The sequence below is a fragment of the Ruegeria sp. CE12 genome, from assembly GCF_056537525.1.
On the sequence record NZ_JBQFRS010000004.1, the window covers coordinates 253,787 to 275,585 of the forward strand.

Here is a 21,799-nt window from a genome sequence, read left to right on the forward strand (position 1 = left end):
CAGCTAGCCATACCTGCGCTGTGATTTCGCGCCTTCAGAGGTCAGCGAGTATAGCGACAGAGTGTGATCCATGTTACGCATCCTGTGGCGCAACATCTGGCGACCAAGCCGCGCAAGATCCGCTGTAAACTCTGGCTTATCAGCAACGTTTTCCAGCTCTCCCTGCCCCTGATGGTCAAACAGCATCGGCGGCAGGTCGGCAGCAAATTCCACCAAGGTAAATCGGTCATCGCGCAGGATCCCAAGACACGAGTCACTGTTTCCGGTACCCAGTATCTTTTGCCACTTTGTTGCAGCCTCAGGCTCGGAAAAATCCAGTTCGCTGAAGGAATAATTACGCCAGTCTTCCGGCGTCTCGCCCCGGACCAACGGCAACAGGGACCGGCCATCCATCGAATTCGGAATGTCCTGCCCAACCCAATCCAGAATTGTCGGCGTGATGTCGATGGATTCTGTCGGAGCATCGATCACCGCGCCCGCCTGGCTTTGGTTCCCAGGCATCCGGATTATCAGCGGCGTATGATAGGCCGCGTCATAAACCGACATCTTACCCCATGAGTGGCGATCACCCAGCATCTCACCATGATCTGCGGTAATCACCAGCAGCGTATCATCATACTGCCCGCTATCCTTGAGATATTGGACAACCCGACCGATGTGATGATCCACCTCAGTCGCCAACCCTAGATAAATTGCCCGCAGCGTCTGTATATTTTCGTCCGTTGGCTCCACCTCATCAAAGCCGTGCACAAATTCTCGCGCAGTATAGGTATCCAGTGTTGGCCCAAAGAACGGATGAACCCTGACCTCATCCTCGGGCGAGGCCAGACCCGCCGGCATCGGAATGGAGGCAGGATCATACATGTCATTGTAAGGGGCCGGCGCGACCAACGGCGGGTGTGGGCGAATATAGGTCAGATGGGCGAACCAGTTCTGTTTGTGATAGGCCGCAATCCCGTTCAAAAATGCATCCGTCAAAAAGGCGGTATCACTATCCTCGGCGCGGTAGAGGGCCGGGTCGTTCAGCTTAGGCTCACCCCCGTTCAGTGAAACCGGCTTGTAGACATCCCAGTAGTTCTCAAACTCATACCCTTTTTGCATCAGATGCGACTGCCATGGATAGGATTCTTCCATTCGCATCTCGACCACTTCGTGGAACCCGTTCATGGGATTTTCGTATGTCTTCAGTACCGGGTCATTCGCATCAAAGGCACGCGGATCTGCGGATGTGTCGGTATAGCCGAACAACATCGGCAGATATCCCGCTTTGCGCATTTCAGTGGCGATGTTGGGTATGTCGTGGCGCAGCGGCGTACCGTTGCGAACAGACCGGTGGTTCATCGCGTATTGCCCCGTCAACAGGGATGCGCGTGAGGGGCCGCAAGGGTTGGTGACCGAAAAATGCCGGTTGAACGTAACCGCCTCATCCATGAAGGCCCGCATGTTTGGCAGATCGACATGATCCGCCAGCGCCCCCGTCAGACAATCTGCCCGAAGCTGGTCGATGATGATGAACAGGACATTTCCGGCTCGCCGCATGATGACATCCTCGATTCAAGGCCCGCGATTCTGAGGCGGACTGTGTCGCGGATACAAAAGGCGCGCAAGATATTTTGGATCAATGACCGGTATTTGTCGGCATATGACCGCAAGAGAGGATATTCCCACCATTCATGTGGCTAAACGGTGGGAATTTGACCTTAGTCGAGCTCGTATTTGGTCTCGTAGTTCTCTTTCAGGGACGGATCCTGATCTTCTTTGCGCAACAGGCAGTTCCCGATTGCAAGAACCTCGATATCCGTGCCCATGAAACAACGGAACGCATCGGTCGGTGTGCATACGATCGGTTCGCCACGCACATTGAACGAGGTGTTCACAACCAGAGAACAACCCGTCAGCTCTTTGAACCGTGAAATCAGCGCGTGATACTGCGGGTTGGTCTGTTCGTGCACTGTCTGAATGCGGGCTGAATAGTCCACATGGGTCACTGCTGGAATCTCGGACCGTTTGACATTCAGCTTTTCGATCCCGAACAGCGCGTTCTCCTCATCCGTCATCTGGCGGCGAATACGATCCTGAACATCAGCGACGATCAGCATATAAGGGCTGTCGCCGTCCAGCTCGAACCATTCAGCGACATCCTCGCGCAAAACCGACGGGGCAAACGGGCGAAAGCTCTCGCGGTACTTGACCTTGAGGTTCAGCGTTTTCTGCATGGATTCAGATCGCGGGTCACCCAGAATTGACCGAGCCCCAAGGGCGCGCGGACCAAATTCCATCCGACCCTGGAACCAACCGACTGCCTTGCCATCTGCGAGTGCCTGAGCTGTTTCACCGATCATCTCGCCGTTTTCATAAGTCGTGAATTTCGCCCCGACTTCGGTCAGCTCGCGCGCGATGTCGCCATCTTCATACTTCGGCCCCAGATAGGCGCCGCGCATCTGATCGCCTTGCTCAACCTTGCGGGGTTTTTTCAGCTCCTGATGCCAGGCTGCATAAGCGGCACCCAATGCACCACCGGCATCGCCGGCTGCAGGCTGAACCCAAAGGTTATCAAACGCGCCGTCGCGCAGGATCTTACCGTTGGCAACACAGTTCAGAGCGACACCGCCCGCCATACACAGATTGCGAATGCCGTGTTCACGCGCCAGATCGCGTGTGATGCGCAGCATGATCTCCTCGGTCACCGCCTGTACTGAGGCCGCGATATCCATGTGGAATTGCGTTAGCTGATCGGTTTCAGGCTTTCGCACCGGATGGCCGAACAGATCCTCTAACGCCTTGCTGGTCATGGTCAGACCGCTGGTATAGTTGAAGTACTTCTGGTTCAGGCGGAACGACCCATCCTCTTTCAGGTCTACCAGATGCTCAAGGATCAGATCCTTGTATTTCGGGTCACCATAAGGGGCGAGGCCCATGACCTTGTATTCGCCCGAATTGACCTTGAAACCCGTGTAATAGGTGAACGCCGAATAAAGCAGCCCCAGCGAATGCGGGAAATGCAGCTCTTTCAACATGGTCAATTCATTGCCGCGACCAACACCTACCGTGGTCGTGGCCCATTCGCCCACACCATCAACAGTCAGCACGATCGCCTCTTCGAATGGCGACGGATAAAAGGCACTTGCCGCGTGGCTGACATGGTGTTCAGCGAACAGCAGTTTATCGACCGTGAAATCCGGATCCATCTTTCGCAACTGCTTGGCCAGCAGGTCCTTGAGAAACAGCTTCTCTCGCAACCAGACAGGCATGGCCATCCGGAAAGAATTGAACCCTTTTGGCGCTACCGCGATATAAGTTTCGATCAATCGTTCGAATTTCAGAAACGGTTTATCGTAGAAGACAACATTATCAACTTCAGCGAGTGAAATGCCTGATTCTTGCAGAACATACTCAATCGCAAGTTCCGGAAATCCAGGGTCATGTTTCCGACGAGAAAACCGCTCTTCCTGAGCGGCGGCGACAATTTCGCCGTCACGCAGGAGGGCTGCTGCGCTGTCATGGTACAGCGCAGATATTCCTAAAATATACGTCATGGTATCAGAACAGTGTGTAAATGAATGGTGCTACGGCCGAACCCTGGCTGATAACGATCAAGCCACCAAAGACGCCCAGAACAATGAGAATTGGTAACAGCCAGAATTTTTTCCTGACTTTCATAAACGACCAGATTTCCGAAACAAAGGTCATGTCTGGTACCCCCTATCTTAAAACTGTTGTTTCATACTGCCGGGCTGATCGTCGCGCTCAACCCAGTAACTCTTCTTGGAACTATCTGTTTTTACAGACAAAAGATCTTTTCCCAAAATCCGCACCGCAATGCCGAATGGGACAAAAGTCGTAATGAAAACCAAAAACATTACGATTGGGGCGACAATCGCCCCAAGCAACATGCCGAACTTGAACCACAGCCTGTTCGGCACCCGAAGTACATGTGGCGCAAAGAAGGTAATCGCGAGAATTACTGCCGCGATGGCCAGAGGAATCCAGCGAACATCGCCACCTCCCCAAACCGGCCAAAAAGCTATGATCAGAAAAACTGCTGTAAAGACGTAGCCAAAGCCTCGCTCTGACCCGATTTCGACATCAACATTTGCGTGATGATCTGCCATTGAACACAACCAAACTAACTCAACAAGAAAACTGACAATAAGATAGCATCAAAAATAGTCGACGCAAATGCTTTGAGGTCAGTTCACGCCCTGTGTCCAACACCTGACGGACCGGTTTGCGCATCACATTTGCCACTGGCTCAACCCGGACTGTAACACCTGAGCAATTCATCCAACTGAAATCCCGGCACAAATGCATAAAGCCATTGCAGCGGACCATCGTTTAACCTCTGATACGTCCATGACATTGCCCACGATTGCATCAGAGCGTGATGGAGACAGCACACGCATAAGGATTTCAGGCGAAATGCTGACGCAATCCCTGAGTGCTGTGGAATCCGCCTTTGAGAACATTCAGCCAAGCGGCGGTGACGTGACAGTAGATATGTCAGAAGTCGAGGCGCTGGATACCGGCGGAGCCTGGCTGATCGCCAACATGTCACGCCGATATGCTGCGGCAGGTGCCAAGCTGGCGTTTCATGGTCTGGATCCGGCCTATTCTGCGCTAATCGACACCGTATCGCAGAACATTCCCAAAGAGGTCGGCACCGCTGAACCCCCACGAGGCTTTGTTAATTGGGTCGAACATATAGGCGAGAAAACTGTCGGAGCCTGGCGCGACACCCTCTCGATCCTTGGATTTCTGGGGCTCACGCTGCACCGGCTGTTCCGCACTGCTATCATGCCCTGGCGCCTGCGCCGCGCCGCGCTGGTTTCCCAAATGGAGGAAGTCGGATTTAAGGCTCTGCCCATCGTCAGTCTGATGGGTTTTCTGATCGGGGTGGTTCTGGCGTTTCAGGGCGCTACACAATTGAAACAGTTCGGTGCCGAGATTTTCGTGGTCGAGCTGATCTCGATCTCGGTGCTTCGTGAGCTTGGCATTCTGTTGACCGCAATCATTGTCGCGGGCCGATCCGGTTCAGCCTTCACCGCGTCGATCGGTTCGATGAAGGTGCAGGAAGAAATAGACGCGATGCGAACGCTCGGGCTGGACCCGATTGAGGTTCTGGTCATCCCGCGCGTTCTGGCTCTGCTCATCATGCTGCCAATACTCGGGTTTGTGGCTGATATGGCCGGTCTGATCGGCGGCGCATTGATGAGTTGGATCGATCTGGGCGTGAGCCCCGGTATGTTTATCACCCGGCTCAAAGAGAACACGGGCGTCTGGCAGTTGGCCGTCGGCATGATCAAGGCTCCGTTCTTTGCACTGGTCATTGGCGTCATTGCCTGCTGGCAGGCCATGCAGGTCAAAGGTTCGGCCGAAAGCGTTGGCCAAAGGACAACCGCATCCGTCGTCCAGTCCATCTTTATGGTGATCGCCATCGACGCCCTATTTTCAATCTTCTTCTCAGAAGTTGGGGTCTGATATGGACGGCTCGACCCAACAGAAACCCGTACACGCAGACGCGCAGCGCGAGGCTGTTATCCGCGTCCGAAATCTGACCAACCGATTTGGTCCGCAGGTCGTTCATGACAACCTGAACCTCGACGTTTGGCGGGGCGAGGTTCTGGGTATCGTTGGTGGTTCGGGTACGGGCAAGTCGGTTCTGCTGCGCACGATCGTGGGGTTGAACAAACCCGCCTCCGGCAGCATCGAAGTTCTTGGCGTCGATGTGCTGAACGGCCCCGAGGAAGACCGGCGGCGCATTGAAAAACACTGGGGCGTCGCCTTTCAGGATGGCGCACTGTTCTCATCCCTGACTGTTTTGCAGAACGTGATGGCACCGCTGCGCGAGCACACCAAGCTCAGCGAAAGCCTGATGCAGTCTTTGGGCGGCCTCAAGATCAGTCTTGTTGGCCTGCCTCAGTTGAGCTGCGGCAAGTTTCCCTCGGAACTGTCCGGGGGTATGCGAAAGCGCGCAGCATTGGCCCGCGCCTTGGCACTGGACCCGGAAATCGTGTTTCTGGACGAACCTACCGCTGGTTTGGATCCGATCGGCGCAGCTGCCTATGATGAGCTGATTGGAGAGCTTCAACACGCGCTTGGACTGACCGTTTTCATGGTCACGCATGACCTGGACAGCCTGTATGCCATTTGCGACAGAGTCGCAGTACTTGCAGAAAAACGCGTCCTGGTTGAAGGTCCGATTGAAGAAATGACCAAGGTAGACCATCCTTGGGTACAAGAATATTTCACCGGCCCCCGCGCTCGTGCGGCGCAAAAGAAGGGGTAGGGACAGGTAGAGGCGATGGAAACCCGAGCGAACTACATCCTTATCGGCGCGTTCACCCTTGCGGGTATTCTCTGCGCATTTGGCTTTTTCCTGTGGTTGGCCAAATTCGAAGTGAACCGCCAATACGCTTATTATGATGTGTTGTTCGACAATGTCTCGGGCCTGTCGGCCGCGGGTGGTGTCAGCTACAATGGCTTGCCGGTCGGTCAGGTCATATCGCTGCGGCTGGACGATGACGATGCGTCCAAGGTCAGGGTGCGGATTGAGGTCGACGCCGACATCCCGGTTACCGAAGACACAATCGCGCAACTGCAATCTCTTGGTGTGACTGGCGTGAGCTATGTCGAGCTTTCTGGCGGTGCACCAAACGCCAAACGTCTATCCGAAGACAGTGTCATCAAAAGTAAACGCAGCGCCATTCAATCCCTGTTCGAAGGCGCGCCCAAGGTGTTGGATGAAGCGATCACCCTTTTGCAGGATCTGAATTCCATCGTGGACGATAAGAACCGCAAGGCCGTTTCGGACATTCTGGATAATCTGGCGTCGGCATCGGGACGGCTGGACAAAACGCTTTCGGATTTCGAAACACTGTCCGGAGATCTTGGTGGTGCCGCGAAAGAGATCGGAGCATTCACCAAGCGACTTGATCAGTTGGCCGATACGGCAGAAACCACGCTAACAACCGGTACCGATACGCTCAAGAGCGTCAAGACAGCCGCAGAGTCCGCTAAAGGGGCATTGGATGGCGCCAAAGAAACGCTGGCCACAGCGGATCGTGTCATCCAGCAGGATGTACGCCCATTCATAGAGCGGGCATCAAACCTTGCCGAACATCTGACGGTGTTGTCCGAAGAAGGCAGCGTTACCCTTGCTACAGTTACAGAGACGTTCCTGAACGCAAACAAGACACTAGGGTCGATCACATCGGCCATGGAAACTGCCAAGACCACCCTTACATCAGCCGAGCGGGCCTTTGATTCAGCCAACCGTGTCATGGATGAGGATGTGTCCGCTGTCGTTGCAGATATTCGTCGGGCGGCGGATCAGGTTGCGACCACCGTTTCGAATGTCACCGACAAGATCGACAAAATATCCACTGACATCCTGAGCGCATCGAAATCCGCATCGGAACTGTTGGGAACCATCGATGGGATCGTTCAGGAAAACCGTCGGCAGGTTTCCGATTTCCTGCGGGTCGGGTTGCCACAGTTCGTCCGCTTCGTCGAGGAATCGCAGCGGTTGGTGATTGGCCTCGATCGTCTGGTGGACAAGATAGAACGTGATCCCGCACGCTTCCTGCTGGGCACTCAAGCATCGGAGTTTCGCCAATGATTAGGCCCTTTCTACTGACACTGGCGATAGCTTCGCTTAGCGGGTGCGCTGGCTTGGGGACCCTGAAGCAGGCGTCGAAACCCAACGACCTGTATCTACTGACACCCAAAAGCACGTTTTCATCTTCGCTTCCGCGTATTCGAAAACAGATAGTGGTGGAAGAACCGACAGCGACGGCTGCGGTCAACACCGATCAGATCGCGATCCAGCCGACACCGCTACAGGTGCAATATCTGCCGCGTGCACGCTGGGTGGATCGTGCGCCACTTATCGTTCAATCCCTGTTGGTAGAAAGCTATGAGAACAGCAACAAAGTAGCTGCAGTCGGCAAATCCACCGTTGGATTACGTGCAGACTATCTCGTTGTTCCCGATCTGCGTGAGTTCCAAGGGATCGTCATTGCTCAAGACGGGAACTCAAGAACGATCCAGATCGAGGTTCGCCTGAACATCAAAATCATCGACGAATTTGAAGACCAGATCATTGCCTCCAGTTCGTTTGAAGAAAAAGTTGTATCCGCCAGTGAAAAGACGCCCGATCTGGTCAGAGCGTTTGATCTGGCACTGGGTCGGACAATGCGGGATGCAGTCGAGTGGAGTGTACGCAAGATCAACACGCACGCGGCCAACAATCCAAGACCATCCATCAACTAGTACGGATGTAGCGCGGCTGCCGCCTGAGCGGCAGCCAATGAGCATTATTGCGAGAGCGTCTCTGCCAAGCGCATCAGGGTGACGGCCTCAGCCCGGTAGCCAAAGGGATCAGTACCTTTGGACTCGTTGGCTAGGGCAATCGCATCGTCATAGGACCATTCGCCAAGATACTCTCCCCCCCGCAGCAATTGCCCAAACCCAGCAATCGCATAGGAAAAGTGCACATCATCGTTCGATACCCCCTGCCCCAATAGGATTGGCTGTTCAATCAGCTGACTATCCGTTGCCCCGGGTGATTTGTAACGCAGCTTGAGATACCCAAGTTCCTCTGATCCCTCGGGTGCCGTTTCGGTCGCATAACGCAGGGGACCATTGCGGATTGCATCCGAACCAACTGGCGTCACTTCGTAAATTGCGGTGACAGAATGGCCGGCGCCGATATCACCCGCATCAACCTTGTCATTCGAAAAATCCTCACGCCGCAAGGCACGGGTTTCATATCCGATCAGACGGTATTCCGCGATCTGGGCCGGATTGAACTCGACCTGAATTTTCACGTCATTGGCAATCGGAAACAAAGCACCGGTTAGCTGATCAACCAGAACCTTCCGCGCTTCTCCCAATGTGTCGATATAGGCGGCTTGACCGTTACCATGCTGCGCCAGCGCCTGCATCGTGGCGTCATCCAGATTACCGCGACCAAAGCCCAGAACGCTGAGGAATGTACCGCTGTCACGCTTTTTCGCGATGAAGTCTTCAAGCGCATCAGGATTCGAAAGTCCGACGTTGAAATCACCATCCGTCGCCAGAATGACCCGTGTCACTTCCCCATCCGACGCCATACCTTCAGCCACCTGATACGCTTGCTGCAAGCCTGCCTGACCAGCGGTCGAGCCACCGGCCTCAAGCTGTTCCAGCGCTGACAGGATCTTGGTGCGTTCAGATGCCGATGTCGGCTCCAGCACCTGACCCGCGCTGCCGGCGTAGGTCACAATCGAGACTTGATCCTCGCGCCGCAACTCGGACAACAACAGGCGGAACGATTGCTTGAGCAGGGGCAGCTTGTTTGCGTCCTGCATCGAGCCTGAGGTGTCGATCAGGAAGACCAGATTCAGCGGCGGGCGGTCATCAATCTCGGGCGTCGCACCCTGAATGCCGATGTGGACAAGCTGTGTTCCTTCATTCCAAGGCGTCGGCGTCACGGTGATCGTCGGCCTGAACGGCACATCCCCTTCGGGCGCCGGATAGGAATAAGGAAAATAGTTCACCATTTCTTCGACCCGTACCGCGTCTTTCGGAGGCAGATGGCCACTCATCAGCGAGGATCGGACGATCGAGTAAGATGCCGTATCAACATCGATAGAAAACGTGGAAACCGGATCTTCGGCAGTAACTTTTAATGGATTGGTTTCGCCGTTGGAGAAAGCTTCGGTATTTTGCTCTGGCGTGATGCTCGGTTCGACCACGCCCCCCAGCAAACCGGCGGTGGCCCCACCTTGCGCCGCAAATCCCTGCACCCGTTTGGAGGAGGGTGCTATCGCCTCTTCAACTGCAACCGGGGCTTCAACAACGGGTTCTTCCAGCGTGACTTCTGGCAGTTCATCAGCAAGGTCAGTCTCGGAAGACAAAGCCGACACCTGCGGTGCGGCCGCTCTGTTTTCAGACCGGGATGTCGGATTCACCACGATATCCCGCGTTTGCGGGACAATCATGACAAGGGCAACCGCGGCAACTGCAGTCGTCGCAGCTAATGCGCCACGATGTGAGAGGGCATTCAACATGGATTTCGCTCCTTCTGTCATGCGAGCCAAAAAGCCTCGCTTGACAGTGGGACGCGTCCCGACACGCGATCCTTGGATTTGGGCAAAATTTTTCTGCGCCATATCTAGATTTTCGGACCGACGTTTTGCATCAGGCGCGGGCATTGCCGCATCCATCAGGGTTTTCAGATCATCGAGCTCATCACTCATTGGCAAGCTCCTCTTGTTTCATGGCACGTAGGCGATTGCGAACCTCGGATAAACGCCAGGACACCGTACCTTCTGACACGCCCAGGACATTTGCTGCCTGTGCGTGTGTCATGTCATCCTCCAATGTCAGCGCCAGCGTTTCACGCAACTCGTCCGGAAGGGAGTTCATTGCCTGCTGCAGCCAGTTCATCGCCTCGGTCGCTTCTACGGCTTCTGCCCTGCGCATCTGTTCAACATCGCCCCACCCGGATGCAGCCCGATCCCGGCTGGCCTGTCGCCGACGCGCATCCTCGGCAGCGTTGACGACGACACGGTAGAGCCATGTGGTGAATTTGGCCTGTGCCCGGAACCCTGCGATCTTGGCAGGTAAGGCCGCACAGATATCCTGTGTCAGATCTTCGGCTGCTTCTGCCCGTCCCGTTAACCGAAAGGCCAACCGGAACATGCGATCATAGTGACGCGCAAGCAGGGTGGCGAACGCATCCGCGTCACCACCAGCAGCAGCCTTGGCCAGGTCTTCATCCGAAGTCATCATTCGCATCTCGAACAGTAAGACGCAGGCCAACCCCCGATCCTTGGCAACGGGCGAAAATTATTTCTTCGACTTAACTCAGAAATGGCTGGCCGTAGCTTTCTGCCAGTCCGCAGCGTAGAGTTCGGGAACCGCATCCCCCAGCAAAGCCCCGTCCTCGATAAAGCTATATAGCTCAGCGTATGAATGTTCCCGTTCATCCGCCGTACGACGGCGTATATCGGATGGGCGCAGATCAGATACTTTCTCTTTACCCATAGCCCCCAGAATCTCACGAAAGCTTTCCAGCGTTGCGTCATGAAAACGGTGCACCCGCTTGCGTTTCTGGGGAACATTCACCGCGCGACCCCGGATCGGGTCTTGCGTTGCTACGCCAGAAGGGCAGCGGTTGGTGTTGCAATGCAAGGCCTGAATGCAGCCCACAGCAAACATCATGGCGCGAGCCGCGTTACACATATCGGCACCCAATGCGAATTTCTCGATCATGTCATAGCCGGTTGCGACCTTGCCAGAACAGATCACCCTGATTTTGTCACGCAGACCCACCCCTCGCAGGCAGTTGTTGACGAAAATCAAAGCCTCGTTCAGCGGCACACCCAGACGGTTGGTGAATTCAACAGGTGCAGCCCCTGTGCCGCCTTCAGCTCCATCAACGGTGATGAAATCGGGCAATATACCCGTTTCCAGCATCGCCTTGCAGATCGCCATGAACTCGGACTGGTTACCAATGCAAAGCTTGAACCCGACGGGCTTGCCACCGGACATTTCCCGCAGATGCTGAACAAAGTGCATCAGACCTGTAGGGCCCTCAAACGCAGAGTGGATTGGCGGCGAGATCACATCCTGATGCGCAGGTACGCCCCGGATTTCGGCAATTTCCTCATCCACCTTAGCTGCAGGCAGTACCCCACCATGAGATGGTTTGGCCCCCTGCGACAGCTTGATCTCAATGGCCTTTACGACATCTTTCTTGGCTTTTTCCGCGAATTTGTCCTTGTCAAAACCCCCATCGGGTCGGCGGCATCCAAAGTAACCTGTGCCAATCTGCCAAATGATATCGCCACCTTCAGCTAGGTGATGCGGTGAAAGCCCACCTTCGCCGGTATTATGAGCAAAACCTCCGTCTTTGGCACCACCATTCAGCGCCTTGATGGCATTTGCGCTGAGCGCTCCGAAACTCATGGCTGAGACGTTCAGGCGCGAAGCGTTATAAGGTTTTTCGCACTGTGGGCCGCCCAACATGATGCGTTCTTCGGATTCCGACACATCCTTGGGCGCAAGCGAATGGTTCGCCCGGTGATAGCCGACGGTCATGATGTCGTACTGGGTGCCAAAAGCCTGCGTATCCACCTGCCCCTTTGCCCGCGAATAGACCAGCGCGCGAACGATCCTGTTGAACGGGCGGCCGCTTTCGTTGGTTTCCACAAAATACTGCCGGATTTCGGGGCTCACAAATTCCAGCATGTAGCGAAAGTGGCCCAGAACAGGGTAGTTATTCAGCACGTTGTGCTTGGTGGTCAGCATGTCATAGAGCCCGACCACAGCGTATGGGATCAAAATGATCAGCAACCAATGAACGGGCGGCCAGTAGAGCCCCAATATCAATGTCAGAGGCAGCACCACATAGGTCACCGCGTAGTAAATTCTGCGTACAATCATTTTGTTCTCCCTAGGTGACGCTGATCAGAGCGTGGCCTTGAGTTCCTTGACCCAGTTATCCCATTGTGCGTGGTCGCCTTTGGCCAGCAGGATGCCCTCTTTCAGTTTGGACATGCCAAATCCCCAGGCCATCTTGCTGTCGATATGCGGCGGCATCACCAACTCTCCGGGGGTTACCATGGCGTCGATGATAAAGGGCTTGGTGCTGGCCTTGGCCTGAGCGATCGCATCTTTGATATCGGCCGCGTGTTCGACCCGAACACCGTCACCGCCACAAACCTTGGCGTATTCTGCAAAATCCGGGTTCACTAAGTCAGTCGCAGCTGGGTTCAGAGGATAGCCCGACACCTCCATCTCCATCTTCACGAAACCCAGTGTCTGGTTGTTGAACACGATCACCTTGATCGGCCAGTCATAGCGCACAGCCGTCACAAAATCCTGCATCGACATGCCAAACCCGCCATCCCCGCAGAAGGTCCAGACTTCACGGCCCGGATCAAGTGCTGCGGCGCCCAGTGCGGACGGCAGGCCCGAGCCTAAGGAGGAGTGGTTGAAGGATCCCACCATCCGGCGTTCGCCTTGCATCCGTGTCTGCCGCGCAACCCAGACGGTGCATTCACCAATATCCATGGCAAACACCGCATCATCAGAGGCCTGGTTGGAAATCTCCCGCGCAAACAGCTGCGGATGCAGCGGTTCGGCATCCCGTTCCAGACTGGCATCCTTGTCCTGCTGCTTCAGCCATTTGGTGCACAGCTTGACCTGATGATCGGCAAACTTGCGATCTGCCTTGGCATCTACCTTTGGCAACAAAAGATCCAGCGTCGCCCCAACATCCCCCAACAAGCCCGAAGCTATTGGCGCACGGCGACCCAGATGTTCAACATTTCGATCGATCTGAATGATCTTGGCCTTTTCCGGCAGGAACCATTCATAGGGGAAATCTGTCCCCAACATGACAAGCACATCGCAATCACGAACGGCATGATAACCGCCCGGATTGCCGATCAGGCCAGTCATCCCGACAACATTGGGGTCGTCATAGTCGAAGATGTCTTTGCCTTTTAGTGAATGCGCAATCGGTGCGTTCAGCTTTTCGGACAACGCAAGAACCTTGTCTTTTGCGTCGCGACATCCGACACCGGCAAACAGGGCAACCTTTTTGCCTGCGTTGATGAGTTCAGCGGCACGATCAATTTCACATGCAGGCGGGATCAGGGTTGAAGGGTGTTTGAGGATCGGATGGAGCTGATGCAGGCTGGGTACTTGTTGTTCTGAGACATCAATCGGCAGTTCGATCCGCACCACCTCGCGATTGATCAGTGCTCGCTGAACCGCAATCTGTGCCAGACGGGGCATCTGATCCGGAGTATGGATCACGGCCTGAAAACCGCAGACATCCTCGAAAACCTTTTCGAGATTGACCTCCTGATGGTAACCAGTGCCGCGTTCGCGATGTGCGATCTGACCGGTAATGGCCACGACCCCGGCCCCCTCGCGCCGCGCGTTGTAAAGACCGTTGATCAGGTGCAACGCCCCCGGCCCCACTGTACCGGCACAAATCCCGATGCCTCCCGTCAGATGAGATTGGGCATAGGCCGCATAGGCCGCGTTCTCTTCATGCCGGACGCCAATCCACTCGAACCGATCATCGCTGCGCATCACCTCGAGCAGCGGATTGAGCGCATCCCCGGTTACGCCGAAGATCTGCCGCCCCCCTGCATCCGCCAGAATGTCCAGCAACACTTTACAAACAGAATTGGATGTCATGACCTGCCCTCTGGTAGCGGACCCTGCGGTGCCGTTTCGATACCAATCGTGGAGTATCTTGGGGTAGAATTGCAAGAGTTTGAACCGGTTACGACCATAGCAAGCGGATTCGTGAACTCTCGTCAGCTGGTCGATCCTGACCCAGAGCGGTTGATCCGGGTTCAGGCAGACGATATGCCAAAGGCAAGTTGAGGCTGAGCAAGGTTTTCATCAGTGGCAAAAACGGCAACTGCATTCAGGGAACGCGCCTTGATGTATACATCCGTTTTTGTGGGCGGCGCAGCAGGTTCGTTGTTGCGCGAAGCGTTCTCTCTTGAAATTCCCGGCGCCCCTTTTCTGACCGCCACTTTCGGCATCAACATAGTGGCCTGTTTCATTCTGGGATGGCTTTATGCGATCCGGCACAAGGTTCATGCACATGTCTTGCATCTGGGTGCAGTGGGGTTTTGTGGTGGGTTGTCCACCTTTTCATCGTTTGTAGCTGAGCTTGAGCGTATTGCCGAAACCAATGGCTGGGCTGTGATCATCGCGCTGGCCGCCGAGATCATAGTGGGTCTCGCTGCCGCTATGCTTGGTGAAGCCATTGGCCGTACATTTCATTCCGAACGGCCACCCGAATGAACGATCTGTATCTGCATACTATGTTTGGCCTTGGCGGCGGGCTGGGAGCGGTGTTGCGACACTGGATCGCGCTTCGAGTGACCCATGACCTGCCCTTTTCCACCCTCATCGTGAATGTCCTTGGCAGTCTGCTGCTTGGGGTTTGGATCGGTTATCTCGGTGGGCCGGTCGAGATGGGCGAAGAGCAAAAGCGTCTTGTCTTTGGCTTTTGTGGCGGATTCACGACATTCTCCAGCTTCGCTTATCAATCGCTTCAACTACACCGGGAACGCACCATAGCGCTTGCCGCAGGCAACATTCTTCTCAGTCTTGCGCTGTGTTGGATTGCCCTGTGGCTTGGCCTGTTCCTGATGCGTTAATGCGCGTGAACTGTGGCTTGTGTGCCCGGCTTTGGCGCCTTGCAAAAGAACAACAGCGGTATCGTCGCCAGCGCCAACAAACCCAGATTATTGAACACTGTCAGATATGAGATCAGCTCAGCCTGACGGGATATTTCCTGACCCAGAATGGCCGCGCCCTGAGCACTGTCAGGCGTCAAACCAAGCGGCTCCAGATAGGCCTGCGCTGCCGGATTGTAGGGCGTCACATTCTGGCTGAGGTTGGCCGTGTTCGTCTGTAATCCGCGCACGACCCAGGTTCCGACCAGCGCGATGCCAACCGAAGAGCCAAGCTGGCGTGTTACGTTGAACAATCCTGAAGCCTCGTCCTGCCGACGTTGGCTGATGCTTTCAAAAGCGAGGATCGAAAGGGGAACAAAGACCAGCCCCATGCCCAGGCCACTGACCGCACCGGGCCATGCCAATTGCCAGAATCCCGCGTTCAGATTGAGCATACCCAGCATGAAGTTTCCGATTGCCGTCAGCAAAAGGCCCAGACCTGCCAGCACGCGAGGGTCAAAACGAGTTACCAAAACTGAACCCGTGACAACCATCGAAGCCCCGGCTGCGATACCGCGCGGAATGAACAGATGCCCGGATTCGATGACGGGATAGTCCAGCAGGCTCTGAACAAAGGTCGGCAGGATCGCGATGCCACCGAACAGGGACACAGCAAAACCGGCAATGATCAGATTGGACAGGGCAAAGTTGCGATCTGCAAACAGGCGCAGATCAACAATCGCACCCTTTTTCGTCACGGCATGGATAATGAACCCAAGCGTTCCGAGAAGCGAAGCGATAACGGCCACCTGAATGACCCGAGACGACAACCAGTCCTTGGTCTCACCCTGATCGAGCACGAATTGCAGACAGCCGATGCCAATTGCGAGCATGGCCAGACCCGCCCAGTCGATTTTTACATCTTCGGTTTCATCATCGGGCAACTCACCGGCCAGCAACAACAGCGCCATCGCCGCAACGGGCAGATTTACGAAGAATACCATGCGCCACGAAAAATATTCGGTCAAAATGGCACCCACCGTCGGGCCAAGGACTGGCGCAACAACAACGCCAAGACCAAAAACTGCCATCGCCTGACCACGTTTTTCGCGCGGGAACGCATCGAACAGAATGGATTGCGACAGCGGTATCAGAAAGGCGCCAAACATGCCCTGGGCCAGACGGAACACCACGATGGTCTCAAGGCTCCACGACAGACCGCACATCATCGACATTGTCGCAAATCCTGTTACCGCAGTCAGGATCAATCGCCGCCGCCCAACGCGCCGGGCCACGAACCCGGTGAGCGGCATGATCACGACGGCGGAAACGATATAGCTGGTCAGGATCCACGTCGCCTGATCGGTGGTTGCTCCAAAAGCGGCCTGAATATGGGGTAGTGCAACATTGACGATGGTGCTGTCCAACACCTCGAGCATGGCACTGAGTACAACGGCGACCACGATGACCGGGTTAACCCGGCCAGCGGCGGCACCTGCCATTGTCATTGCGATGCCTTGGGTGTCACGGTGGTGTCGACGGTCACCTTGCTGCTGCCACCGACGCGCAGCGGTGCATCCGTCGGATCAAGCTCGACCCTGACCGGGAAACGCCGGGTGACTTTGACCCAATTGCCGCTGGAATTCTCAGACGGCAAGAGCGAGAACGTATCACCCGACCCGCGTCCGATCGAGGCCACCGTGCCTGTCAGCTGTATGCCGGGAAGCATATCGATCTCGATCTTCACAGGCTGACCGGGGCGAATACGCGGCAGAGATGTTTCCTTGAAGTTTGCATCGACCCACCAATCAGATGACTCGACGATGGAAAACTGCGGCGAGTTTGCCGATACCGACGATCCGGGACGCAAGGTCAGATTGGCAACCCAGCCATCGGCTGCGGCATAGACTTTGGTCCATGCCAGATCGGCTTGTGCAATCTCCAACTGGGCCTGCGACGACAGAATGTCATCCTGCTTGGCAGCCAGACCGCTCTCCAGTGCCAGCAGGCTGGACTTGCTTGTGGTCAGGCGCGCTGATGCCTGCGCAAAGGCCGAGGTGGTCTGGTCCAGAGAGGCCTGTGCAATATCTCCTGTCGAGAACAGCGCTTTGGCGCGTTCCAGATTGTTCTGCGCAGTATCAAATGCCGATTGAGCGCTATCAACTTCGGCCTCTGCCGACGGAAGCTGTGTCGCAAAGGATTTTGCCTGTTGTTCGGCGCTGTCCAGATCGGCTTTGGCCTGATCGACAGACGCACGGAACTGCGTTTCGTCGATGGTGAACAAAAGGTCCCCAGTTTTGACCTTTTGGTTTTCGACCACTGACACCTCGGCGACCTGTCCGGTCACCTGTGCGGCAACATTGATGATATTGGCGCCGACATAGGCATCCTTAGTTGACGGATATCTCTCTTCATGCCTCCAAAACAGGAAAAGGCCAATCGCGATGGCAACAAGCATGGCGACAACCGCAACAGCTTTGAGAGACTTCATGTGCCTGTATCCTTTTGCCTTGTTCGCGATCGATCACATAACGTGCATGTGCATCCGAATGGCCAGGTTGCCCAATATCCAGACTGTGCCAAGAATGATGATCAGCAATACCATTGTCGAGAACAGGACGAGGTCGAGATCTTCGCGGCTGCTGCGACGCCGGTCGATGTGCAGGAAATACACAAGCTGGACGATTAGCTGTGCAAGGCCCAGCAATCCAATAGTCAGGTATACACCTTTGGTTTCGATGCCAAAGTAGTAGGCAATCGCAAAAACGGCCAGTGTCAGCAGCAGAGAACCGCCATAACCGATGACATAACGACGGCGTTCACGGCGGTGCATCTCGGTACGCTTATCCATAGGTCAGCCCTCCGAAATAGACGATGGTAATGATGCCGATCCAGATCAGATCTAGGAAGTGCCAGAACAGCGCCAGTCGCATCACGCGTGAAATCACAAGGTCCGTCATACCCATGACCCTGAGCTGAATGCCAAGCACAATCAGCCAGAGGCAGCCCGCAGCGACATGCAGCCCATGCAGGGGAACCAGACCATAAAATGCGGATAGAAAACCGCTGCGCTGTGGTATTCCCCCCTGTTCAGCCATCGCCATGAAATCGCGGATTTCCAGCACCAGAAAGCTGATCCCAAGAACAAGGGTTACCCCAAACCAAAGCACGATCCGGGCGCGTGGCAGATTGTATTTCAGCGCCAGCATGGCAAGCCCGACCGTCAGGCTGCTGGTCAGAAGGATCAGGGTCTGGGCGAAGATGCTCTTCAGATCGAACAGTTCATGCGGCCCCGGCCCGCCCGCCTGCGCGTCTATCATCGTAATGTAGATCGCGAACATCAGCCCGAAATAGACCAGATCGCTCATCAAGAAGACCCAGAAGCCGAAGGTAACAACCTCACTCGACTTGTGGGCGCTGGCATGATCTTCTCCCAGGTTCAGACCGGGATAGCTGTGGGATGGCGCTCGCCTCATGTCACGGCCTCCAGATCAGGACGGGCCAGTCCGCGGTTTTCAGGGGCAGTTTCGTGATCACGGTCTACTGCGGCCGCACTGTGAACGATCGCCAGCCAGGCTTCGTGTTCTTTGCGCACTTGTTCGGCCGTGATGACCTCTTCTGTGTCTGTATCAAAGCTCCAGACGATGATCGACAGAATGATCAGCACGGTCATTAACGCAGCCAGCCACCAGATCCACCAGACCAGCGCGAACATCCAGATCCCACTGACAACACACAGTATGAAACCGATCGATGTATTGCGCGGCATCACGATGTCTTCATATTCGTCTGGCGTTGGATAGGCGTCACCGCGTTCCTTTGCGGCAGCAAAGTTGTCGCGATCAGTGACATTCGGAATGATGGCAAAATTATACGGTGGCGGCGGTGCCGGGATCGACCATTCCAGCGTCCGTGCATCCCACGGATCGCCCACTGGCACACGGGTCTTTTCGCGGTCGCGGATACTGACCCAAAGCTGCACCAATACTGACAATAGTGCGGCGAGGATAACCAGCGCACCAAGAACGGCGACGATCATATAGGGATGGAAACTGGGGTCTTCCCAGCTGTAGGAACGGCGCGGCATACCCATCAGGCCGACAAAGTACAGTGGCAGAAAGGTCAGCATGAAGCCGACGGTCCAAAGCACCACGGTCACCCTGCCCCAGAACTCGTTCAGGCGGAAACCGAAAGCCTTTGGGAACCAATAGTTGTATCCGGCAAGCAAACCGAACAGCACGCCCGGCAGCAGCACGTTATGGAAATGCGCGACCAAAAACAGGGTGTTGTGAACCTGATAATCAACGGTCGGGTTGGCCAGGGTCACTCCGCTGAGCCCGCCAATGACGAACAGCATCAGGAAGGCCAGACCATACAGCATCGGAACCGAGAACCGGATTCGTCCACGCCACAGCGTCGCCATCCAGTCATACACCTTCACACCTGTCGGAATTGCGATCAACATCGTGGCAATACCGAATACTGCGTTGATCAGAGCGCTTTGGCCCATGGTGAAAAAGTGATGCAGCCAGACAGTAAATGACAGCACCGCAATGGACATGGTGGCTATGACCAGTGAGTTGTACCCGTAAAGCCGTTTCGCCGAGAACGTGGCGAAGACCTCGGAATAGATACCATACGCGGGCAGCACCAGCAGATAGACCTCAGGATGGCCGAACAGCCAGAACAGGTTGGCATAGTTCATCATGTTGCCGCCAAGGTCGTTGGTGAAGAAGTGGAAATCCAGATAGCGGTCAGCTGCCAGCAGCAGCGCGGCAACCCCAAGCGGCGGCATGGCGAAAATAATCAGGATCGAGCTGCAGATGATTGTCCAGCAATACATCGGCAGCCGCATGAACTTCATCCCCGGCGCGCGTAGCTTGTAGATCGTAACCGCAAAGTTAATGCCCGTCAGCGTCGTTCCGATACCCGAGACGACAATGGCCCAAATCCAGTAGTCAGGCCCGACGCCCGGATTGAAGGCTGCGCCCGTATAAGGCGGATAGGCTGTCCAGCCACCGGTCGAGAACTCGCCCACAACCAGAGATACCATAAGCATCATGCCAGCAGAGACGGTCAGGCCCAGACTGATCTGGTTCATCACCGGAAAGGCGACATCCCGCGCCCCGATCATCAACGGCACCAGAAAGTTTGCCACACCGAACACAAAAGGCACCGCGACAAAGAAGATCATGATCGTGCCGTGGGTGCTGAACAATTCGGCAAAATGCTCGGCCTCGAGGAACCCGTCACCCGGACCCGCCGCTTGCTGCGCGCGCATGACCACACCCTCAAGCACACCACGTGCCAGCATCACGATTGCAAATACAATGTACATGATACCGATCTTCTTGTGATCGGCGCTGGTCAGCCAGTTTCGCCAGAGCGGTCCCCAAAGTCGGAACCATGTCAGCAGACCCAAAACGGCCACAACGCCAACGATCACTATGCCAGCAGCAGCATTGGCGACGATTTCATTCGTATTCGGGTTCTGGATAAGCCCCGCGATCGGGAATGCGTCCCAGTTCAGACGACCAAAGAAACCGCTATCGGTGGATGTCATTGGCTCGCCTCCTGACCAAATTCGGTCGTGCCGGGTTGCTGATCCAGCGGCAATGCCTTGCCGCTATGGTATCGGTGCAGGATCGTGTGGAACAGATCGCCGTCGTCCAATTTGAAGTAGAGAGCATTCTCGGGCATTTGCGTGGTTCCCAGCGCGGCCTGAACCTCATCCCGATCCGTGCGCATGGCTAGGGTCTGATAGGTCGTCGGATCCAGAAGAATGCCATTGCCGCGTACCTTCTCAACCCAGGCATCGAACTCATCCGGCTGCATCGCGACTGTTTGGAACTTTTGCTTGGTAAAGCCGCGGCCGTTGTATTGCGTGTTCTCACCCTGCATCGTTTCGGGCTGATCTGCCACCACATGCAGCTGGGTTGTCATCCCCGGCATGGCATAGATCTGACCTGCCAGAGCGGGAATCATGAAGGATTGCATCACGGTATCGGTCGTCAGTGTCATCGCCACCTGTTGTTTGACCGGTATGCCCAGCTCACCCACGCTGGCGATGCCGAGATCGGGATAGATGAACAACCATTTCCAATCCAGGCCCACGACCTGCACTCTCAAAGCAGGTTCATCACCGAAGGGTGCAGCATAAGGGTCCAGCCGATGTGTCGCTTTCCATAAGTAGAAGGAAAGAATGGCGACGATCACGACCGGAACGCCCCACATCAGGAACTCGAGCTTTGCCGAGAAATCCCAATCGGGCCGGTAGGCTGCGGTGCCACCTTTGCGGCGACGGTATCGCAGGGCGATGAGCGGGACGAGCAGCAGAACAGGAATAACAGCAATCAGGATCAAGCCCGTTGCCCGCAACAGATGCGTTTTCTGGACTGCTGCGATCGGACCCTGTGGATCCATGAAACTGTCACTCGCTCCGGCCACCTGCGCCGAAGCAAACAAAACTGCAATTGCCGCCAGTATTGGCACTGACGCAAGGGACAACCTGAAAATGCTCACGCCCACCCGTCCTTTCATGCCCTCGATTCCGTCCAACTATCGGCAAAGTCATGAAATTTCTCAAGGTTTTTTCCAAA

At 55.4% G+C, this 21,799-nt stretch carries 20 protein-coding genes; 6 read left to right on the plus strand and 14 right to left on the minus strand.

Annotation, left to right across the window (positions count from 1 at the left end):
- Positions 1 to 3 precede the first annotated feature (3 nt).
- The 4 genes from ACR0IO_RS12200 to ACR0IO_RS12215 form a co-directional block, all read right to left on the minus strand.
- Positions 4 to 1,539: an alkaline phosphatase family protein gene (locus tag ACR0IO_RS12200; protein ID WP_480741924.1), complete on the minus strand. Its 1,536-nt coding sequence runs from the start codon at positions 1,537 to 1,539 to the stop codon at positions 4 to 6.
- A gap of 161 nt (positions 1,540 to 1,700) precedes the next feature.
- On the minus strand, positions 1,701 to 3,536 hold the full coding sequence (locus ACR0IO_RS12205; RefSeq protein WP_155148364.1) for a carbamoyltransferase family protein: 1,836 nt from the start codon (positions 3,534 to 3,536) through the stop codon (positions 1,701 to 1,703).
- A gap of 4 nt (positions 3,537 to 3,540) precedes the next feature.
- A complete protein-coding gene (locus ACR0IO_RS12210; RefSeq protein WP_155148366.1) occupies positions 3,541 to 3,690 on the minus strand; it encodes a DUF5989 family protein in 150 nt (49 codons plus the stop codon).
- A 17-nt stretch (positions 3,691 to 3,707) separates the two neighbouring features.
- Positions 3,708 to 4,112 carry an SxtJ family membrane protein gene (locus tag ACR0IO_RS12215; RefSeq protein ID WP_155148368.1) on the minus strand — a complete coding sequence of 135 codons (405 nt, stop codon included), beginning with the start codon at positions 4,110 to 4,112 and terminating at the stop codon, positions 3,708 to 3,710.
- A 241-nt stretch (positions 4,113 to 4,353) separates the two neighbouring features.
- Here ACR0IO_RS12215 and ACR0IO_RS12220 point away from each other — a divergent pair, with 241 nt between their 5' ends.
- Genes ACR0IO_RS12220 through ACR0IO_RS12235 form a run of 4 tightly spaced genes read left to right on the plus strand, consistent with a single transcriptional unit; the run spans position 4,354 to position 8,271 of the window.
- Positions 4,354 to 5,478, plus strand: coding sequence for an ABC transporter permease (locus ACR0IO_RS12220; protein WP_480741925.1), 1,125 nt, complete (start codon positions 4,354 to 4,356; stop codon positions 5,476 to 5,478).
- Between the two features lies 1 nt (position 5,479).
- Positions 5,480 to 6,286 carry an ABC transporter ATP-binding protein gene (locus tag ACR0IO_RS12225; RefSeq protein ID WP_170333412.1) on the plus strand — a complete coding sequence of 269 codons (807 nt, stop codon included), beginning with the start codon at positions 5,480 to 5,482 and terminating at the stop codon, positions 6,284 to 6,286.
- A 15-nt stretch (positions 6,287 to 6,301) separates the two neighbouring features.
- Positions 6,302 to 7,618 carry an MlaD family protein gene (locus tag ACR0IO_RS12230; RefSeq protein ID WP_480741926.1) on the plus strand — a complete coding sequence of 439 codons (1,317 nt, stop codon included), beginning with the start codon at positions 6,302 to 6,304 and terminating at the stop codon, positions 7,616 to 7,618.
- Positions 7,615 to 8,271, plus strand: a complete 657-nt coding sequence (locus ACR0IO_RS12235; protein WP_170333414.1) for an ABC-type transport auxiliary lipoprotein family protein — start codon at positions 7,615 to 7,617, stop codon at positions 8,269 to 8,271. The genes ACR0IO_RS12230 and ACR0IO_RS12235 overlap by 4 nt, the downstream gene beginning before the upstream one ends.
- 44 nt (positions 8,272 to 8,315) lie before the next feature.
- Here the strand turns inward: ACR0IO_RS12235 and ACR0IO_RS12240 are convergent, their stop codons facing one another.
- The 4 genes from ACR0IO_RS12240 to ACR0IO_RS12255 all read right to left on the minus strand — a co-directional run bounded on the left by ACR0IO_RS12240 (position 8,316) and on the right by ACR0IO_RS12255 (position 14,202).
- Entirely contained in the window at positions 8,316 to 10,241 is a 1,926-nt protein-coding gene (locus ACR0IO_RS12240; protein ID WP_480741927.1) for a vWA domain-containing protein, read from the minus strand.
- Positions 10,234 to 10,776, minus strand: a complete 543-nt coding sequence (locus tag ACR0IO_RS12245) for an RNA polymerase sigma factor (protein WP_480742017.1) — start codon at positions 10,774 to 10,776, stop codon at positions 10,234 to 10,236. The genes ACR0IO_RS12240 and ACR0IO_RS12245 overlap by 8 nt, the downstream gene beginning before the upstream one ends.
- 75 nt (positions 10,777 to 10,851) lie before the next feature.
- Positions 10,852 to 12,432, minus strand: a complete 1,581-nt coding sequence (locus ACR0IO_RS12250) for an FMN-binding glutamate synthase family protein (RefSeq protein ID WP_480741928.1) — start codon at positions 12,430 to 12,432, stop codon at positions 10,852 to 10,854.
- Positions 12,433 to 12,456: 24 nt separating this feature from the next.
- Entirely contained in the window at positions 12,457 to 14,202 is a 1,746-nt protein-coding gene (locus ACR0IO_RS12255; protein WP_480741929.1) for a thiamine pyrophosphate-dependent enzyme, read from the minus strand.
- Positions 14,203 to 14,454: 252 nt separating this feature from the next.
- On the opposite strand from ACR0IO_RS12255, the gene ACR0IO_RS12260 reads away from it, so the two are divergent.
- Together ACR0IO_RS12260 and crcB are read left to right on the plus strand one after the other, a co-directional pair.
- Positions 14,455 to 14,823 (plus strand): fluoride efflux transporter FluC, encoded by a 369-nt coding sequence (locus ACR0IO_RS12260; protein ID WP_480741930.1) that lies wholly within the window; start codon positions 14,455 to 14,457, stop codon positions 14,821 to 14,823.
- Complete coding sequence (gene crcB, locus ACR0IO_RS12265; protein WP_170333425.1) at positions 14,820 to 15,182, plus strand: fluoride efflux transporter CrcB; 363 nt, start codon at positions 14,820 to 14,822, stop codon at positions 15,180 to 15,182. Before ACR0IO_RS12260 ends, crcB begins: the two co-directional genes overlap by 4 nt.
- Here crcB and ACR0IO_RS12270 read toward each other — a convergent pair.
- From ACR0IO_RS12270 to ACR0IO_RS12295, 6 genes are read right to left on the minus strand one after another with little or no spacing between them, the layout of a single operon-like run.
- A complete protein-coding gene (locus ACR0IO_RS12270) occupies positions 15,179 to 16,702 on the minus strand; it encodes a DHA2 family efflux MFS transporter permease subunit (protein WP_480741931.1) in 1,524 nt (507 codons plus the stop codon). The genes crcB and ACR0IO_RS12270 overlap by 4 nt on opposite strands.
- A gap of 2 nt (positions 16,703 to 16,704) precedes the next feature.
- A complete protein-coding gene (locus ACR0IO_RS12275) occupies positions 16,705 to 17,691 on the minus strand; it encodes an HlyD family secretion protein (RefSeq protein ID WP_480741932.1) in 987 nt (328 codons plus the stop codon).
- Between the two features lie 33 nt (positions 17,692 to 17,724).
- Complete coding sequence (locus tag ACR0IO_RS12280) at positions 17,725 to 18,051, minus strand: cytochrome o ubiquinol oxidase subunit IV (RefSeq protein WP_209016293.1); 327 nt, start codon at positions 18,049 to 18,051, stop codon at positions 17,725 to 17,727.
- On the minus strand, positions 18,044 to 18,676 hold the full coding sequence (locus ACR0IO_RS12285) for a cytochrome c oxidase subunit 3 (protein WP_170333429.1): 633 nt from the start codon (positions 18,674 to 18,676) through the stop codon (positions 18,044 to 18,046). Before ACR0IO_RS12285 ends, ACR0IO_RS12280 begins: the two co-directional genes overlap by 8 nt.
- A complete protein-coding gene (locus ACR0IO_RS12290) occupies positions 18,673 to 20,763 on the minus strand; it encodes a cbb3-type cytochrome c oxidase subunit I (protein ID WP_480741933.1) in 2,091 nt (696 codons plus the stop codon). Before ACR0IO_RS12290 ends, ACR0IO_RS12285 begins: the two co-directional genes overlap by 4 nt.
- On the minus strand, positions 20,760 to 21,722 hold the full coding sequence (locus tag ACR0IO_RS12295; protein ID WP_209016294.1) for a cytochrome ubiquinol oxidase subunit II: 963 nt from the start codon (positions 21,720 to 21,722) through the stop codon (positions 20,760 to 20,762). The genes ACR0IO_RS12290 and ACR0IO_RS12295 overlap by 4 nt, the downstream gene beginning before the upstream one ends.
- Between the last annotated feature and the right edge of the window lie 77 nt (positions 21,723 to 21,799).

Excerpts from the sequence above, each read along its gene's own strand:
- ACR0IO_RS12200 (WP_480741924.1), bottom strand. The coding sequence starts at position 1,539 with ATGCGGCGAGCCGGAAATGTCCTGTTCATCATCATCGACCAGCTTCGG.
- ACR0IO_RS12205 (WP_155148364.1), bottom strand. The coding sequence starts at position 3,536 with ATGACGTATATTTTAGGAATATCTGCGCTGTACCATGACAGCGCAGCA.
- ACR0IO_RS12210 (WP_155148366.1), bottom strand. The coding sequence starts at position 3,690 with ATGACCTTTGTTTCGGAAATCTGGTCGTTTATGAAAGTCAGGAAAAAA.
- ACR0IO_RS12215 (WP_155148368.1), bottom strand. The coding sequence starts at position 4,112 with ATGGCAGATCATCACGCAAATGTTGATGTCGAAATCGGGTCAGAGCGA.
- ACR0IO_RS12220 (WP_480741925.1), top strand. The coding sequence starts at position 4,354 with ATGACATTGCCCACGATTGCATCAGAGCGTGATGGAGACAGCACACGC.
- ACR0IO_RS12225 (WP_170333412.1), top strand. The coding sequence starts at position 5,480 with ATGGACGGCTCGACCCAACAGAAACCCGTACACGCAGACGCGCAGCGC.
- ACR0IO_RS12230 (WP_480741926.1), top strand. The coding sequence starts at position 6,302 with ATGGAAACCCGAGCGAACTACATCCTTATCGGCGCGTTCACCCTTGCG.
- ACR0IO_RS12235 (WP_170333414.1), top strand. The coding sequence starts at position 7,615 with ATGATTAGGCCCTTTCTACTGACACTGGCGATAGCTTCGCTTAGCGGG.
- ACR0IO_RS12240 (WP_480741927.1), bottom strand. The coding sequence starts at position 10,241 with ATGAGTGATGAGCTCGATGATCTGAAAACCCTGATGGATGCGGCAATG.
- ACR0IO_RS12245 (WP_480742017.1), bottom strand. The coding sequence starts at position 10,776 with ATGATGACTTCGGATGAAGACCTGGCCAAGGCTGCTGCTGGTGGTGAC.
- ACR0IO_RS12250 (WP_480741928.1), bottom strand. The coding sequence starts at position 12,432 with ATGATTGTACGCAGAATTTACTACGCGGTGACCTATGTGGTGCTGCCT.
- ACR0IO_RS12255 (WP_480741929.1), bottom strand. The coding sequence starts at position 14,202 with ATGACATCCAATTCTGTTTGTAAAGTGTTGCTGGACATTCTGGCGGAT.
- ACR0IO_RS12260 (WP_480741930.1), top strand. The coding sequence starts at position 14,455 with ATGTATACATCCGTTTTTGTGGGCGGCGCAGCAGGTTCGTTGTTGCGC.
- crcB (WP_170333425.1), top strand. The coding sequence starts at position 14,820 with ATGAACGATCTGTATCTGCATACTATGTTTGGCCTTGGCGGCGGGCTG.
- ACR0IO_RS12270 (WP_480741931.1), bottom strand. The coding sequence starts at position 16,702 with ATGGCAGGTGCCGCCGCTGGCCGGGTTAACCCGGTCATCGTGGTCGCC.
- ACR0IO_RS12275 (WP_480741932.1), bottom strand. The coding sequence starts at position 17,691 with ATGAAGTCTCTCAAAGCTGTTGCGGTTGTCGCCATGCTTGTTGCCATC.
- ACR0IO_RS12280 (WP_209016293.1), bottom strand. The coding sequence starts at position 18,051 with ATGGATAAGCGTACCGAGATGCACCGCCGTGAACGCCGTCGTTATGTC.
- ACR0IO_RS12285 (WP_170333429.1), bottom strand. The coding sequence starts at position 18,676 with ATGAGGCGAGCGCCATCCCACAGCTATCCCGGTCTGAACCTGGGAGAA.
- ACR0IO_RS12290 (WP_480741933.1), bottom strand. The coding sequence starts at position 20,763 with ATGACATCCACCGATAGCGGTTTCTTTGGTCGTCTGAACTGGGACGCA.